This window comes from Bacillus sp. FSL W8-0770, from assembly GCF_038008705.1.
Classification (GTDB): domain Bacteria; phylum Bacillota; class Bacilli; order Bacillales; family Bacillaceae_G; genus Bacillus_A; species Bacillus_A cereus.
On the sequence record NZ_JBBOZR010000001.1, the window covers coordinates 1,561,313 to 1,573,365 of the forward strand.

Genomic DNA, 12,053 nt, shown 5'->3' on the forward strand with positions numbered 1-12,053 from the left:
TATTATTTGATAGAAAAACAGAAATGAGGAGGCAGGGAAAATGCCTGAGCAACACACAAAAGGGGATACGAGCACGATTGTGCTAGAAAAAGAAAATGAGCATTTAACGCCCCAAGAATGCGATATTCTTGGCGAAATTGCAAATATATCATTTGGTTCAGCTTCGACTGTATTATCAACAATTTTAAATAGGCAAGTAAGCATTACTGCTCCTCGTATAGAGTTGGTAGATTTATATGATTCAAGAGATGTCGAAGTTCCGCATGTTGTATTAAACATTCATTTTACAAAAGGATTAGATATGGAAAACCTTCTTGTTCTTAAGCAAGATGTTGCATTGTCCATTGCAGATTTAATGATGATGGGAACAGGTGAAGTGGAGGACGGAAAAGAACTTGGTGAATTAGAGCTAAGTGCTGTACAAGAAGCGATGAATCAAATGATGGGATTCGCAGCTACATCTATGTCGGAATTCTTCCAAGATACAGTAGATATGTCTCCGCCGACGATTAAAGTTGTAAAGTTATCAGAAGAAATGGAGAAAATCTCTGAAATCGATGGGAATCATACGATTGTTAAAGTATCGTTTGATTTAAAGATAGATAATCTTGTAAACTCTAAACTTGTACAAATTGTTTCAGTTGAGCATGCGAAACAAATGGTAAATAAATTAATGCAATTATCTGGTGGAGTAGAAGAAACAGACGAACCAGCAGAAGTAGTGGAAACTGAGATTGTAGAAGAAGTTGAAAAAGAGCATTTAACACAAGAAGAGAAAGATGTGCTTGGTGAAATTGCAAATATTTCAATTGGTTCCGCTTCAACAGTATTATCAACGCTTTTAAATCAGCCAGTTACAATTAGTACACCAAATGTGGAAGCAATCAATGTTCGTCATTATGATGGAGTACCAGTACCATTTGTTATTTTAAATGTCGACTTTGTTGAAGGGCTAAAGAATGAGAATGTATTCGTATTTACGAAAGATGTCGCCTTAACAATGGTAGATTTAATGATGATGGGAACAGGGGAAGTTGACCCAGAAAAAGAGCTTACTGAATTAGAACTGAGCGGTATTAAAGAAATTATGAACCAAATGATGGGTCATGCTGCTACGGCGATGTCAGAAATGTTTCAAGAAAAAATGGACATGACGCCGCCAAATGTTAAATTTGTAACGTTAAAAGAAGAAATGGAATATTTGGGAGAGTCAATGGAAGTGGACGAACTCGTTCAAATTACGTTCAATCTTGAAATTGGCGATTTGCTTCAATCGAAGATGTATCAAATTTTGCCAATTTCCGAAGCGAAAGAAATGGTAAGGCGACTTCTGTATCCGATGGTGGAAGAAGAAGAGATTGCCACAGAAGAAATTGAAGAAGAAAAAATTGTAGAACCAGTTGTGCAACCTATTGAATTTAAAGAAGTAAAACAAATGGAACCAGTATATATGGACACGTCCATTCTACAAAATGTAGAAATGAACGTGAAATTTGTATTTGGAAGTACAGTGAAAACGATTCAAGATATATTAAGTTTACAAGAAAATGAAGCAGTTGTACTAGATGAGGATATTGATGAACCGATTCGTATTTATGTAAATGATGTATTAGTAGCGTATGGTGAACTTGTAAATGTAAATGGATTTTTTGGAGTAAAAGTGACGAAATCACTATAAGGCATTGAAATAGGAGTTTGAACTAGTAGATGAAAAACGTAAAGTTTTTTCTAATGAGTTGGCTATGCATACATGTGTGCTTGTTCTTCCCCTTGCAAAGTCAGGCTGAGGAACAAATTGAGCCAGATCAAAAAATAAATGAAGTGAATGTACAAGAAGAAAATAAGGAATCTCAAGAATCTTCAGAGCAAGTGGAAACGAAACAAGATGAAGAGAAACAAAAAGAAGCAGAACAAGAAGTAGTAGTAAATAAACAATTGAATGAAAGAAAGATAGAAACAGAACAGGGAATTATTACAGTAAATAAGCCGGAGCTTAAAGTTGGCGAAGAAATGCGAATTGCTGTAGAACCAAATGGGAAAAACATTCAAAGCATGAAAGGTATATTGCAGTTACAAAAAAATGGCGAGCAATATGCGCAAGAAAGAATACTATCTTTTGAGTATGATGAAGAAACGAAGAGCTGGGTTGCGAACTATAAAGCAGGGGATTTTGATTTGCAAGGTGATTGGAATCTTCAGCTCGTTCAAAGTTACAAAGAGAATGAGAAAGAAGAGATCGTAAAAAATGAAGTGAAAGTCCCGCTCATTCGTATTAAAAATGAAACGCCAACTATAGATAAAGAATTGCCAAAGTTACAGAAAGTTACTATTGATGAAGTAAAAGAGAACTTAGTTGAACGAAAACAGGGAGATTCTATACATATACGAGTAAAAGCGTCAGATATAGAATCGGTTGTAAAAGAAGTGCGCGTTACATTAAAAGGGAAAGAAAATAAAGAGCTTTCGTTTTTATTAGACTACAACAAGCATGATATGGATTGGCAAAAAGTATTTGAAATAACAGAAGCATTGCCGGCTGGGCCATACGAATTACTTGTAGAGATAATAGATGCAGCAGGTAATAAACTTGTTGAAGAAAGTGAATATACCATTTCTGTTTTGGCGCCAAAAAACGAAGATGATAAAAAGATAGAAGAGAAAGAGAAAGAAGAGAAATTAGATAATAAACTAGAAAATGAATTAGAAGATAAGAAAGAAAATGAGAAGCAAGAAGATTTGAAAATCAAAAACCCGCTTCCAGAAGAAAAATTGCCAGTTGTTCAAATTCCGAAGCAAGATGAGAAAGTAAATAAGTTTATAAAAGAACCGTTGAAAGAGAAAGAGGAATTTACTTACGTTATAAAAGAGCCGTTCGAAGACAACAAGGAAGTACATAAGGCGAAGGACCAAAAAGAGAAAAATAACAAACAAGTTGTCTCTAAAAAGAAAGAACAAAAAGAAGAAACGAAAGACAAGGAAGAAGAAAAAGGTGAACAGGGAGTACAAGCTTCGGATGTATTTACTATCATGTCAGGTTTGTTCGTACTGTTTTTAGTTTTAAAGAGTAATAAAGAATGGGGCTAATTATTTCATAGTAGTGGAGGCGCTTAAATGGAGATTAAACGTACGACAATTGAAGATAAGACGCTACAACCATTAAAACAGCCTGCAGCTATTTCGGAACATGAAATCCAGAAAGAACGAAAGCGTAGCAATTTAGTGTTTACTGGACAGTCTAAAATTATTTCGAAAAATAATGAGATAGGTATTTTACTTGCAAGTTTAAGTGATGGAAGGATTATGAAGGAAATGCTTTCTAAAGAGATGGATACAGTGTTACAACTTTTTAAAAAGTTACATACGTTATCTGAAGAAGGAAAGCAATCAGAAAAAGTGTTTGAACAAGTAATTAGAAGTCTGCAAGGACTTATTAAGCAGGCGCATATAAAAGAACTTCCTTTGTTAGATGGAACATATGATTTCGCTGAAGTACAACTATCATTTGGTAGAAAAGTACATATTCCTTTACTAGATGTAAGTGCACTTATCTCTAGAGTGGAAAGTGATTCTTCAGAAGGAAATATAAATTTGATGGTAACGGTTATTACTGCTTATATAACGAAATTGTCTAACGAAACGATTTTAATTAGCGTTACAGACCGCATTGCTAAAGATCGGGATGTAAGTGTATGGAGAGCGCTTGCGGAAATGAACATGACACAATTATCACAGGCATTGAAACAAACGATGCAAGAACATAAATGGTCTATGACGTTTGTTTTTCTCTTCATATGGATTGTCGGTATTATTTTAATTCGAGTTATGTAAAAAGGTCGTCACTCCATTGTGACGACCTCTTTTATATTTTTTCGTAGAAGAATGTATCAAATCGCTGAAGATTGTAACGTTCAGGTGTTAAAATTTGTTCCGTACTACCAACAAATAGTACACCGCCTTTTCGTAAAGAACGACTAAATTTTTCGTAAAGTTTTACTCTTGCTTCTTCTGTGAAATATATCATTACATTACGACAAATAATCAAATCATAATTTGTATCGAATGACTGCATTAAAAGGTCGTGTTGTTTAAACGAGACGTTTTGTTTAATGTTTTGATGCAATGAATATAGATCATTCTCTTTTGTGAAATGACGTTCTTTCAAATCAGTAGGTAATTCCTTTAACGAACGTTCTGTATATTGAGCGCGTTTTGCGGTTTCTAAAATATGGAAATCAAGATCTGTTGCTTGAATTTCAAAACGAAATGGAGCTAGATGCTTTGATAAAATTAAAGAGAGTGTATATGGTTCTTCACCAGCAGCGCAAGCGGCACTCCATACCTTTAATTTTCCGCTATTTTGTTCGAGTAATTTTGGTAGTGCTTTCGACTCTAAAGTTTGCCATCGTTCTTTATTTCTAAAAAACTCTGAAACGTTAATTGTAATATAGTCAATAAAATTTAAAAATAAATTTTGATCAGCGCGTAATTTGTTTAAAAAATTAGTGTAGTTTTCGAAGCCTTTTCTCGAAATGAAAGCATCGATTCTACGGCGCATTCTATCTTGTTTATATGAAGCGATGTCCATATTGAATTGTTGTTTAAAACTCGCGATAAAATGATCATAATCTTGTTCAATTATCATATTTACAATGGGCACAATAATGGTATTGTGCCTCCCCCTTTACATCATACGAATTTTTTGTTCAAAGCTTTTTTTCATTTGCTTTTCATGTAATCCTGGTAAATCATAAATGACAGCATCAATACCTGCTTCTTTTGCAACATCGACAGGGATGACAGATGTATGTTTGTCCCCGTTATAAAAACAGAGAACTAAATCAGTGTCTTCAATAATTTGTTTAACAAAAAACATATAATCTGATCGGTAAATGGAGTCAGAAGGATGATCAAAAGCAACATATTCGGCTCCGTGTTTTTTTAAGTAATCAACGACTTCTTGAAATTCATCTGTTATTGCTTGTAATGGTTGCAGCGTGTAAAGGCATAAATTTTGAGCGAGTCTTTCATTCTCAACGAAAAAACGAAGAACCTCATTTTCAATAGATTTATAACATAATATGTAAATTTTATGTTTGTGAGCATAGTCAGTTAAAAATTTTTTAATTTCTTCTTGATCTAATGCTGTTAATTGATTTGAACCACAAAGGAAAATATTCATAGAATTGTGCCACCTCATGCTAAATTGTAACATATCTTTTATAAAAAATAACTGCAAAATATTACTGTTCAGAGTATAATTATAAATAACTGGATTTTACGATTAAGTTTAGGAAGAAATAAAAAAATAAATAGGTGATATATATGCTACGTTCTATCTCGCATAATCCAATTTTATCGCATATACCGCCTGCTACTCAAATGCCGAAAGAAGCAAATGTCAGAACAGGACTTGCATTTTCGGATAATTTGCATGCAGATCCGAAAAAAGATAAATTACTAGAACAAATGGAAGCTTTTGTCGATAATATTGGAGAAATTAAAGAGAAAATTGAAATGGAATTAACGCTTGATAATGTAATGGAATACAAAAATACAGTAAAATCATTTTTGAATTTTTACGTGGATAATGTATTGCAGTATAAAGATGTCATGTCTCGTCACCCGCGTTACGGATATTCACAGAAAATGACGATTGTGAAACAGGCAGAAATGGGATTGAATGAATTAGAAGATGTTATGAATTTAATTAATACGAAAACAGGACATTTAGAAATGTTAAATCAAATTGGAGAAATCCATGGTTTAATTGTGAATTTAGTCTTGTAAAAGGAAGGAAGCTATATGTACATACAATTATATGAAAAACTCGTTATTATTCAAAAAGCGTATGAAAATATTCAAGCGCTTGGAGAGCAAATATATGAGAATTTAAAAAATAAAAATGTAAATGCAGTTCAAAAATTGCAAGTAGAGCAATTGCAGTACATTGATGGTTTAAAAGGGTTATCAAGCTCATTAGAAGAAATGGTTGTTCAGTTCTGTAAAGAACAAGGAGTTGAAGCGTTTCGTGTAAGTGCGTTATTTTCGTATTTTTCTCAAGAAGAAATTGAAAAAATGGAAGAATTACAAAAAAACGTAACTGAATTAGAAGAGAATGTAAAAATGCTTCTTTTGAAAAATCAATATTACTTAAACGTACTATTAAAAACTACAGAAAGTATTGTGGATTCTGTTTCTGAATATAACTTAGAGCGAAACAATAATTCGCAAATCTTTATGAACGAACTATTGTAAAGGAGAAGTGAAGCTTTATGAGATTATCTGATTATAATACACCGCTATCGGGCATGTTAGCGGCTCAAATGGGGTTACAAACAACGAAACAAAACTTGTCTAACATTCATACACCGGGTTATGTGCGTCAAATGGTGAATTACGGATCTGTTGGAGCAAGCAATGGTCATACGCCAGAACAGAGAATTGGTTACGGTGTACAAACGCTAGGTGTTGACCGTATTACTGATGAGGTAAAGACGAAGCAGTTTAATGATCAATTATCTCAGCTCTCTTACTATAACTACATGAATTCAACTTTATCACGTGTAGAGTCTATGGTTGGAACGACAGGGAAGAATTCATTATCTAGTTTAATGGACGGTTTCTTTAATGCCTTTCGTGAAGTAGCAAAAAATCCAGAGCAACCAAACTACTATGATACATTAATTTCTGAAACTGGGAAGTTCACAAGTCAAGTGAATCGTCTTGCGAAAAACTTAGATACAGTGGAAGCACAGACAGCAGAAGATATTGAAGCGCATGTTAATGAATTTAATCGTCTTGCTGCTAGTTTAGCAGAAGCGAATCATAAAATTGGACAAGCGGGTACACAAGTGCCGAATCAACTTTTAGACGAACGAGATCGCATCGTTACAGAGATGTCTAAGTATGCAAACATAGAAGTATCTTATGAATCTATGAATCCTAATATCGCGAGTGTTAGAATGAATGGTATTTTAACAGTAAATGGACAAGATACATATCCACTTCAATTAAATAAAGAAAAAGACCCAATGTCAGTTGAGATTTACGGTTCAGAAATCTCTGTAACTAGCGGAGCGATAAAATCAGCGATTGATACGAAAGCAAAGATTGTTGATTATAAAAAAAATCTCGAAGACTTAATGAGTTCAGTGAAAAATCAAGTGAATACAGTGATGGGAAAAGATTTCTTCGTTGGAGATTATGCAAAAGATATGAAGTTAAATCCAGAATTCCAAAAAGATGTTTCGAAAATGAAAATGTCTGCTGAAACAGCAAATAAACTAGCAGCAGTTACAGATGGAGATTATAAAGAAGGTCTTTCTTATAAACAAGCATTAGACCAATTTATAGTTCGTGTTGCATCTGATAAAAGTGCAGTAAATGGTTATCAAAAAATTCATGGCGATTTACTAGAAGGTATTCAGCAAGAAAAAATGAGCGTTGAAGGTGTAAATATGGAAGAGGAAATGGTAAATTTAATGGCCTTCCAAAAATATTTCGTCGCAAACTCTAAAGCTATTACTACGATGAATGAAGTGTTTGATAGTCTATTTTCGATTATTCGATAAGTGATAATAATTGATTGGAAATATATAAGGAGGAGATAGAAATGAGAGTATCTACATTTCAAAATGCAAACTGGGCAAAGAATCAGTTAATGGATTTGAATGTGCAACAACAATACCATAGAAACCAAGTAACTTCAGGGAAGAAAAATCTTCTTATGAGTGAAGATCCACTTGCAGCGAGTAAATCATTTGCGATTCAACATTCATTGGCGAATATTGAACAAATGCAAAAAGATTTAGCTGACTCAAAAAATGTATTAACACAAACTGAAAATACTTTACAAGGTATTTTTAAATCTTTAACGAGAGCAGATCAATTAACGGTACAGGCATTAAATGAGCCAAATGGTGAAAAAGAATTGAAAGCCATCGGTGCAGAGATTGATCAAATTTTAAAACAAGTTGTATATTTAGCGAATACGAAAGAGCAAGGTCGTTATATTTTCGGTGGTGATAGTGCAGAAAAGTCACCATTTACAGAAGATGGTACGTACCAGGGTGGACAAAATGATGTGAACTGGCAATTAAATGATGGTTATGAATTAAAGGCATTTCGTAACGGAGAAGCATTATTATCACCGGTTATAAAAACGTTAAAACAGATGAGCGAAGCGATGCAAAAAGGTGACCAAAAAGCGTTACAACCGTTATTAGGAGAAAATAAGAAAAACTTAGATGGCATCATTAACCGTACAACTGAAGTTGGTTCAACAATGAACACAATGGAGACGTTTAAAACAATTTTAAGTGAGCAAAATTTAGCGCTTCAAGAAAACCGTAAAGAAATTGAGGATGTTGATTTAGCGGTCGCAATTTCTGACTTGGCATATATAAATGCGACGTATGAAGCGACGCTTAAAGCGGTTAGTACGATGAGTAAAACGAGTATTTTAGACTACATGTAATCTATAAGGAGTGAGAAAAATGGCAGGAACAACGATGACAGGTATTGGTGGTAGACAACAAATTTGGAACCTCGGAAATAATATGATCGATACTTCTAACTTCGTCGAATTAGAAATGAATGCTTTAGATATGAGAAAAACACCGTATACGAAAGAAAAGAATGACCTTACAAATGATAAACTACTATATACAAGTTTAAAATCAGAATTTAGTTCTTTTACACAAACTTTTAAAAACTTAGCGGCTTTTAAAGGAAATGAGAAAAAAGTAACGACAACACAAGACGGTTATATTAATGTAAAAGCTGATGGTGGTGCGATTGCAGGAACTTTTAATATGACGATTACACAGCTTGCACAGCGTCATCAAATAGCTTCAAATGACATTAAAGATATAAATGCGAAGCTTCCTAAAGATGAAACATTAAAACTAGGTGGTAAAGAACTAAAAGTAACAACTGATATGACATATAAAGATTTAATTAATAAGATTAATGATGGAGATTATGGCGTATCAGCTTATACACTTGGAAATAAAATTTTCATGACCTCGAAAAAAGAAGGAACAGATGGAGTAATTAAGTTTGAGGGGAACACATCTACACTATTTCAAGATATTGGTTTAGCTAATGCGGATGGCGTAGCGCTTAATACAATCAATGAAGCACAAAATGCTATGTATACTATTAATGGTATCAAAGGGGAAGGTTCTACTAATACAATTGAAGCTCTTCCTGGTGTGAAAATTGAGTTGTTAAAGGTAACTGAGCCGAAAGTAGAAGGAGCGCCAGATGCTGGTACAACAACAGATCCAAAAGCAAAAGGTATAGATCTAAAATTTACAGTAAATGACTCAAACGTAACAGATGCATCGAATGTTATTAAAAAAATGGTAGCTGATTATAATAAAGCTGTTTCTACAGTAGATATCTTTGCTGGAAAAGGTGGAGCTTTCCAAGGTCAAGCTATTATGCAAAGTGTACGTCAGGCAATGAACAATGTCGTAACATTTTCTCAAGATGGTAATTATTTATTCACATTTGGTATTCAATTAAAGCAAGATGGAACGATGGAAGTTAATGATGAAAAATTAACACAAGCATTAAAAGAAAAACCCGATGCAGCGAAGCAATTTTTCTTTAGTTCTAACGGTTTAGGAAAAATGATGGAAGAACCGCTTGATAAACTATTCGGTGATAAAGGTGTAGTCGGCGAGAGAGTTAAAAACATTGACTCACGTGTAAGTGATTTAGATAAAAAGATTAAAGATATTGAGACGCAAAACTTGCAAAAGCAAGATGAAATCGTGAAGAAGTATCAAAAGCTAGAGAGTACATTGGCGGCGCTTGATAGCCAACTAAAAACAATTAAAGCAATGACAAAACAAAAAAGTGATGATTAATGAAAGTTGAGGAAGTGATCGTATGCAAGCATGGCAACGTTATATGCAAAATGATATTATGACGAGTAATCCGATTAAAAATACAATTTTTATTTATGAAAGATGTATTGTAGAGTTTCGTAATTTAGAAGAACTTTTACATACTTTTAAACTTCAAGAAGGGGACGCACTTCTTGAAAAATTAGAACGTATTTTTGAAGAACTAAAGCTTCAATTAAATCCTGAGATTACGAAAGATTTATATGATAGTCTCTATGGTTTATATGATTGGATTAGCATTCAAATTCAAACGATGAAAGTAACGCGTGAAGCGAAAGATATTGATGCAATTGTGAAAGTGTTACAAGATTTAATAGACGGTTACCGCGGAGCACTTGAAAATGAACAATGATATTTATCGGACGTTTGTCAGCTGTTTTAATGAAATCGGTGAATTGCAAGTGTCAGACAGAGAGTTTGCTGAGAAGAGTGAGATGTTAAATCGCTGGATGATGACATTGGATGAAGAAACGCGTGCACAAGTTGCAGCAGAAGTAAGCCCGTTCATTATTAAGGCAGCACAGCATATTCGGGATAAGCAAAAGATTTTGGAAGAAATGATTATGACAAATGATGGGCGAATGAAGGCTAATTCATTTTACGGTAAATATTAATAATAACGTCTGGAAACAGGTTCCCCTTTTAAAAGGGGGTCTATTCCTTCGTTTACATAAAGAACCCGCTGATTGAGGTTTCATTTTATGACTGTGATGAAATAATAATTGTAATCTAAATAATAGAAAAATGGACTTTAGTTTATATATTGAAATGTTCTATAGGTTACTGTGTGTATACAGTTTTTTGCATTCTTTTTTATATTTTTATATTTTTCTAAAGACAACAATGAAAAAATGGAATAAAATATGTAAGGGTACATAATAGTAAATATTTTAATAAATGCATATAAGAAAATAAATAATGAAGTGAAACTTCTATCAGTGGATCATTAAGTTAGAAAAGGAAGGGTGTGGAATATGCCAGATTTAGTGAGTGATGTAAGCCATTATATGAATTATTTAGTGACGAAACGAAATACGGTTTCTAGTAATATTGCAAATGCGAATACACCTGGCTATAAAGCACAAGATGTAACATTTGCTGAGCAGATGAATAAAAGTAGTGCGTTATATAAAAACAATGCGGCTGATTTAAAGAGTAATCCAGATTTATATCAAACGAATGAAATGCACTTGCCGACAGTAAATACGAAAAATACATATGCAAAGATTCAAACAAAATCAATGCAAACGAATAAAGACGGAAATAGTGTGGATGTAACGACAGAAATGCTAGATTTAATGAAAGCAAATCAGTTATACGGTATTTCAGTTAACGCAATTAATACACAATATGCAATTAACCAAGCGGCACGCGGACGTTAAAAGTAGAAGGAGAGACAACGGATGTTTCAGGCAATTAATGCAAGTGGCTCAGGACTAACGACAGCGAGAAAGTGGATGGAAGTTACTTCTAACAATATTGTAAATGCAAATACGACGGCGGCTCCGGGGGCAGATTTATATGAGCGGCGTAGTGTGGTGCTAGAATCAAACAATAGTTTTGCAAGTATGTTAGATGGGGCTCCTACTAACGGAGTAAAAATAAAAAGTATTGAAGCAGACAAAACGGAAAATTTAGTGTATGATCCGACGCATCCGCACGCAAATGAAGAAGGATATGTACGTTATCCCAATATTGATGTAACTGCTGAAATGACGAATGTAATGGTTGCTCAAAAAATGTATGAAGCGAATACGAGTGTATTAAATGCGAATAAAAAAATGCTTGATAAAGATTTAGAAATCGGCCGAGGATAAGGAGGAAGATAGTAATATGAAAATTCAACCAATGTTACATACACAACCATTTGGAGCAATTCAGTCAATTGGTGCACCGAAAACTTCTCAAACATCTGTAGCTCCGGAGAAAAAGTTTATTGATTTATTGGAAGATATGAATCAAACGCAAAACAATGCGCAAACAGCAGTATATGATTTACTAACTAAAGGGGTAGGAGAAACACATGACGTTTTAATTCAGCAAAAGAAAGCTGAGTCTCAAATGAAAACAGCTGCTCTCGTACGTGATAATCTTATTGAAAATTATAAGTCACTAATTAATATGCAAATTTAGGAA

At 33.8% G+C, this 12,053-nt stretch carries 15 protein-coding genes; 13 read left to right on the forward strand and 2 right to left on the reverse strand.

What is annotated here, in order from left to right:
* Positions 1–40 precede the first annotated feature (40 nt).
* From NST27_RS08195 to NST27_RS08205, 3 genes are read left to right on the forward strand one after another with little or no spacing between them, the layout of a single operon-like run.
* A complete protein-coding gene (locus NST27_RS08195; RefSeq protein ID WP_001115015.1) occupies positions 41–1,678 on the forward strand; it encodes a flagellar motor switch protein in 1,638 nt (545 codons plus the stop codon).
* Positions 1,679–1,707: 29 nt separating this feature from the next.
* Positions 1,708–3,084: a hypothetical protein gene (locus NST27_RS08200; protein ID WP_000800064.1), complete on the forward strand. Its 1,377-nt coding sequence runs from the start codon at positions 1,708–1,710 to the stop codon at positions 3,082–3,084.
* A gap of 27 nt (positions 3,085–3,111) precedes the next feature.
* Positions 3,112–3,828 carry a hypothetical protein gene (locus tag NST27_RS08205; RefSeq protein ID WP_000403968.1) on the forward strand — a complete coding sequence of 239 codons (717 nt, stop codon included), beginning with the start codon at positions 3,112–3,114 and terminating at the stop codon, positions 3,826–3,828.
* Between the two features lie 31 nt (positions 3,829–3,859).
* On the opposite strand, the gene NST27_RS08210 is transcribed toward NST27_RS08205, so the two are convergent.
* On the reverse strand, positions 3,860–4,642 hold the full coding sequence (locus NST27_RS08210) for a CheR family methyltransferase (protein WP_000582873.1): 783 nt from the start codon (positions 4,640–4,642) through the stop codon (positions 3,860–3,862).
* A 39-nt stretch (positions 4,643–4,681) separates the two neighbouring features.
* Complete coding sequence (locus NST27_RS08215) at positions 4,682–5,179, reverse strand: flagellar motor switch protein FliG (RefSeq protein ID WP_001020110.1); 498 nt, start codon at positions 5,177–5,179, stop codon at positions 4,682–4,684.
* Between the two features lie 143 nt (positions 5,180–5,322).
* Here NST27_RS08215 and NST27_RS08220 point away from each other — a divergent pair, with 143 nt between their 5' ends.
* From NST27_RS08220 to fliE, 10 genes are all read left to right on the forward strand, one after another.
* On the forward strand, positions 5,323–5,787 hold the full coding sequence (locus NST27_RS08220) for a YaaR family protein (RefSeq protein WP_000946323.1): 465 nt from the start codon (positions 5,323–5,325) through the stop codon (positions 5,785–5,787).
* A 15-nt stretch (positions 5,788–5,802) separates the two neighbouring features.
* Positions 5,803–6,255 (forward strand): hypothetical protein, encoded by a 453-nt coding sequence (locus tag NST27_RS08225; protein ID WP_000275882.1) that lies wholly within the window; start codon positions 5,803–5,805, stop codon positions 6,253–6,255.
* Between the two features lie 17 nt (positions 6,256–6,272).
* On the forward strand, positions 6,273–7,571 hold the full coding sequence (flgK, locus tag NST27_RS08230; RefSeq protein WP_001239714.1) for a flagellar hook-associated protein FlgK: 1,299 nt from the start codon (positions 6,273–6,275) through the stop codon (positions 7,569–7,571).
* 41 nt (positions 7,572–7,612) lie between these two features.
* Positions 7,613–8,476 (forward strand): flagellar hook-associated protein 3, encoded by an 864-nt coding sequence (locus tag NST27_RS08235; RefSeq protein ID WP_001266405.1) that lies wholly within the window; start codon positions 7,613–7,615, stop codon positions 8,474–8,476.
* A 19-nt stretch (positions 8,477–8,495) separates the two neighbouring features.
* Positions 8,496–9,878 carry a flagellar hook-associated protein 2 gene (locus NST27_RS08240; RefSeq protein WP_000929291.1) on the forward strand — a complete coding sequence of 461 codons (1,383 nt, stop codon included), beginning with the start codon at positions 8,496–8,498 and terminating at the stop codon, positions 9,876–9,878.
* A 22-nt stretch (positions 9,879–9,900) separates the two neighbouring features.
* Positions 9,901–10,269, forward strand: a complete 369-nt coding sequence (locus tag NST27_RS08245) for a flagellar export chaperone FliS (protein ID WP_001149516.1) — start codon at positions 9,901–9,903, stop codon at positions 10,267–10,269.
* Complete coding sequence (locus tag NST27_RS08250) at positions 10,259–10,531, forward strand: hypothetical protein (protein WP_001058088.1); 273 nt, start codon at positions 10,259–10,261, stop codon at positions 10,529–10,531. The genes NST27_RS08245 and NST27_RS08250 overlap by 11 nt, the downstream gene beginning before the upstream one ends.
* Positions 10,532–10,891: 360 nt before the next feature.
* Complete coding sequence (flgB, locus tag NST27_RS08255; protein ID WP_001113109.1) at positions 10,892–11,299, forward strand: flagellar basal body rod protein FlgB; 408 nt, start codon at positions 10,892–10,894, stop codon at positions 11,297–11,299.
* Between the two features lie 21 nt (positions 11,300–11,320).
* On the forward strand, positions 11,321–11,734 hold the full coding sequence (flgC, locus tag NST27_RS08260) for a flagellar basal body rod protein FlgC (protein WP_000484680.1): 414 nt from the start codon (positions 11,321–11,323) through the stop codon (positions 11,732–11,734).
* A 16-nt stretch (positions 11,735–11,750) separates the two neighbouring features.
* Positions 11,751–12,050 (forward strand): flagellar hook-basal body complex protein FliE, encoded by a 300-nt coding sequence (fliE, locus tag NST27_RS08265; protein WP_000701670.1) that lies wholly within the window; start codon positions 11,751–11,753, stop codon positions 12,048–12,050.
* The last annotated feature ends 3 nt before the right edge of the window (positions 12,051–12,053 follow it).

Coding starts and splice junctions, on each gene's coding strand:
- NST27_RS08195 (WP_001115015.1), top strand. CDS start 41: ATGCCTGAGCAACACACAAAAGGGGATACGAGCACGATTGTGCTAGAA.
- NST27_RS08200 (WP_000800064.1), top strand. CDS start 1,708: ATGAAAAACGTAAAGTTTTTTCTAATGAGTTGGCTATGCATACATGTG.
- NST27_RS08205 (WP_000403968.1), top strand. CDS start 3,112: ATGGAGATTAAACGTACGACAATTGAAGATAAGACGCTACAACCATTA.
- NST27_RS08210 (WP_000582873.1), bottom strand. CDS start 4,642: ATGATAATTGAACAAGATTATGATCATTTTATCGCGAGTTTTAAACAA.
- NST27_RS08215 (WP_001020110.1), bottom strand. CDS start 5,179: ATGAATATTTTCCTTTGTGGTTCAAATCAATTAACAGCATTAGATCAA.
- NST27_RS08220 (WP_000946323.1), top strand. CDS start 5,323: ATGCTACGTTCTATCTCGCATAATCCAATTTTATCGCATATACCGCCT.
- NST27_RS08225 (WP_000275882.1), top strand. CDS start 5,803: ATGTACATACAATTATATGAAAAACTCGTTATTATTCAAAAAGCGTAT.
- flgK (WP_001239714.1), top strand. CDS start 6,273: ATGAGATTATCTGATTATAATACACCGCTATCGGGCATGTTAGCGGCT.
- NST27_RS08235 (WP_001266405.1), top strand. CDS start 7,613: ATGAGAGTATCTACATTTCAAAATGCAAACTGGGCAAAGAATCAGTTA.
- NST27_RS08240 (WP_000929291.1), top strand. CDS start 8,496: ATGGCAGGAACAACGATGACAGGTATTGGTGGTAGACAACAAATTTGG.
- NST27_RS08245 (WP_001149516.1), top strand. CDS start 9,901: ATGCAAGCATGGCAACGTTATATGCAAAATGATATTATGACGAGTAAT.
- NST27_RS08250 (WP_001058088.1), top strand. CDS start 10,259: ATGAACAATGATATTTATCGGACGTTTGTCAGCTGTTTTAATGAAATC.
- flgB (WP_001113109.1), top strand. CDS start 10,892: ATGCCAGATTTAGTGAGTGATGTAAGCCATTATATGAATTATTTAGTG.
- flgC (WP_000484680.1), top strand. CDS start 11,321: ATGTTTCAGGCAATTAATGCAAGTGGCTCAGGACTAACGACAGCGAGA.
- fliE (WP_000701670.1), top strand. CDS start 11,751: ATGAAAATTCAACCAATGTTACATACACAACCATTTGGAGCAATTCAG.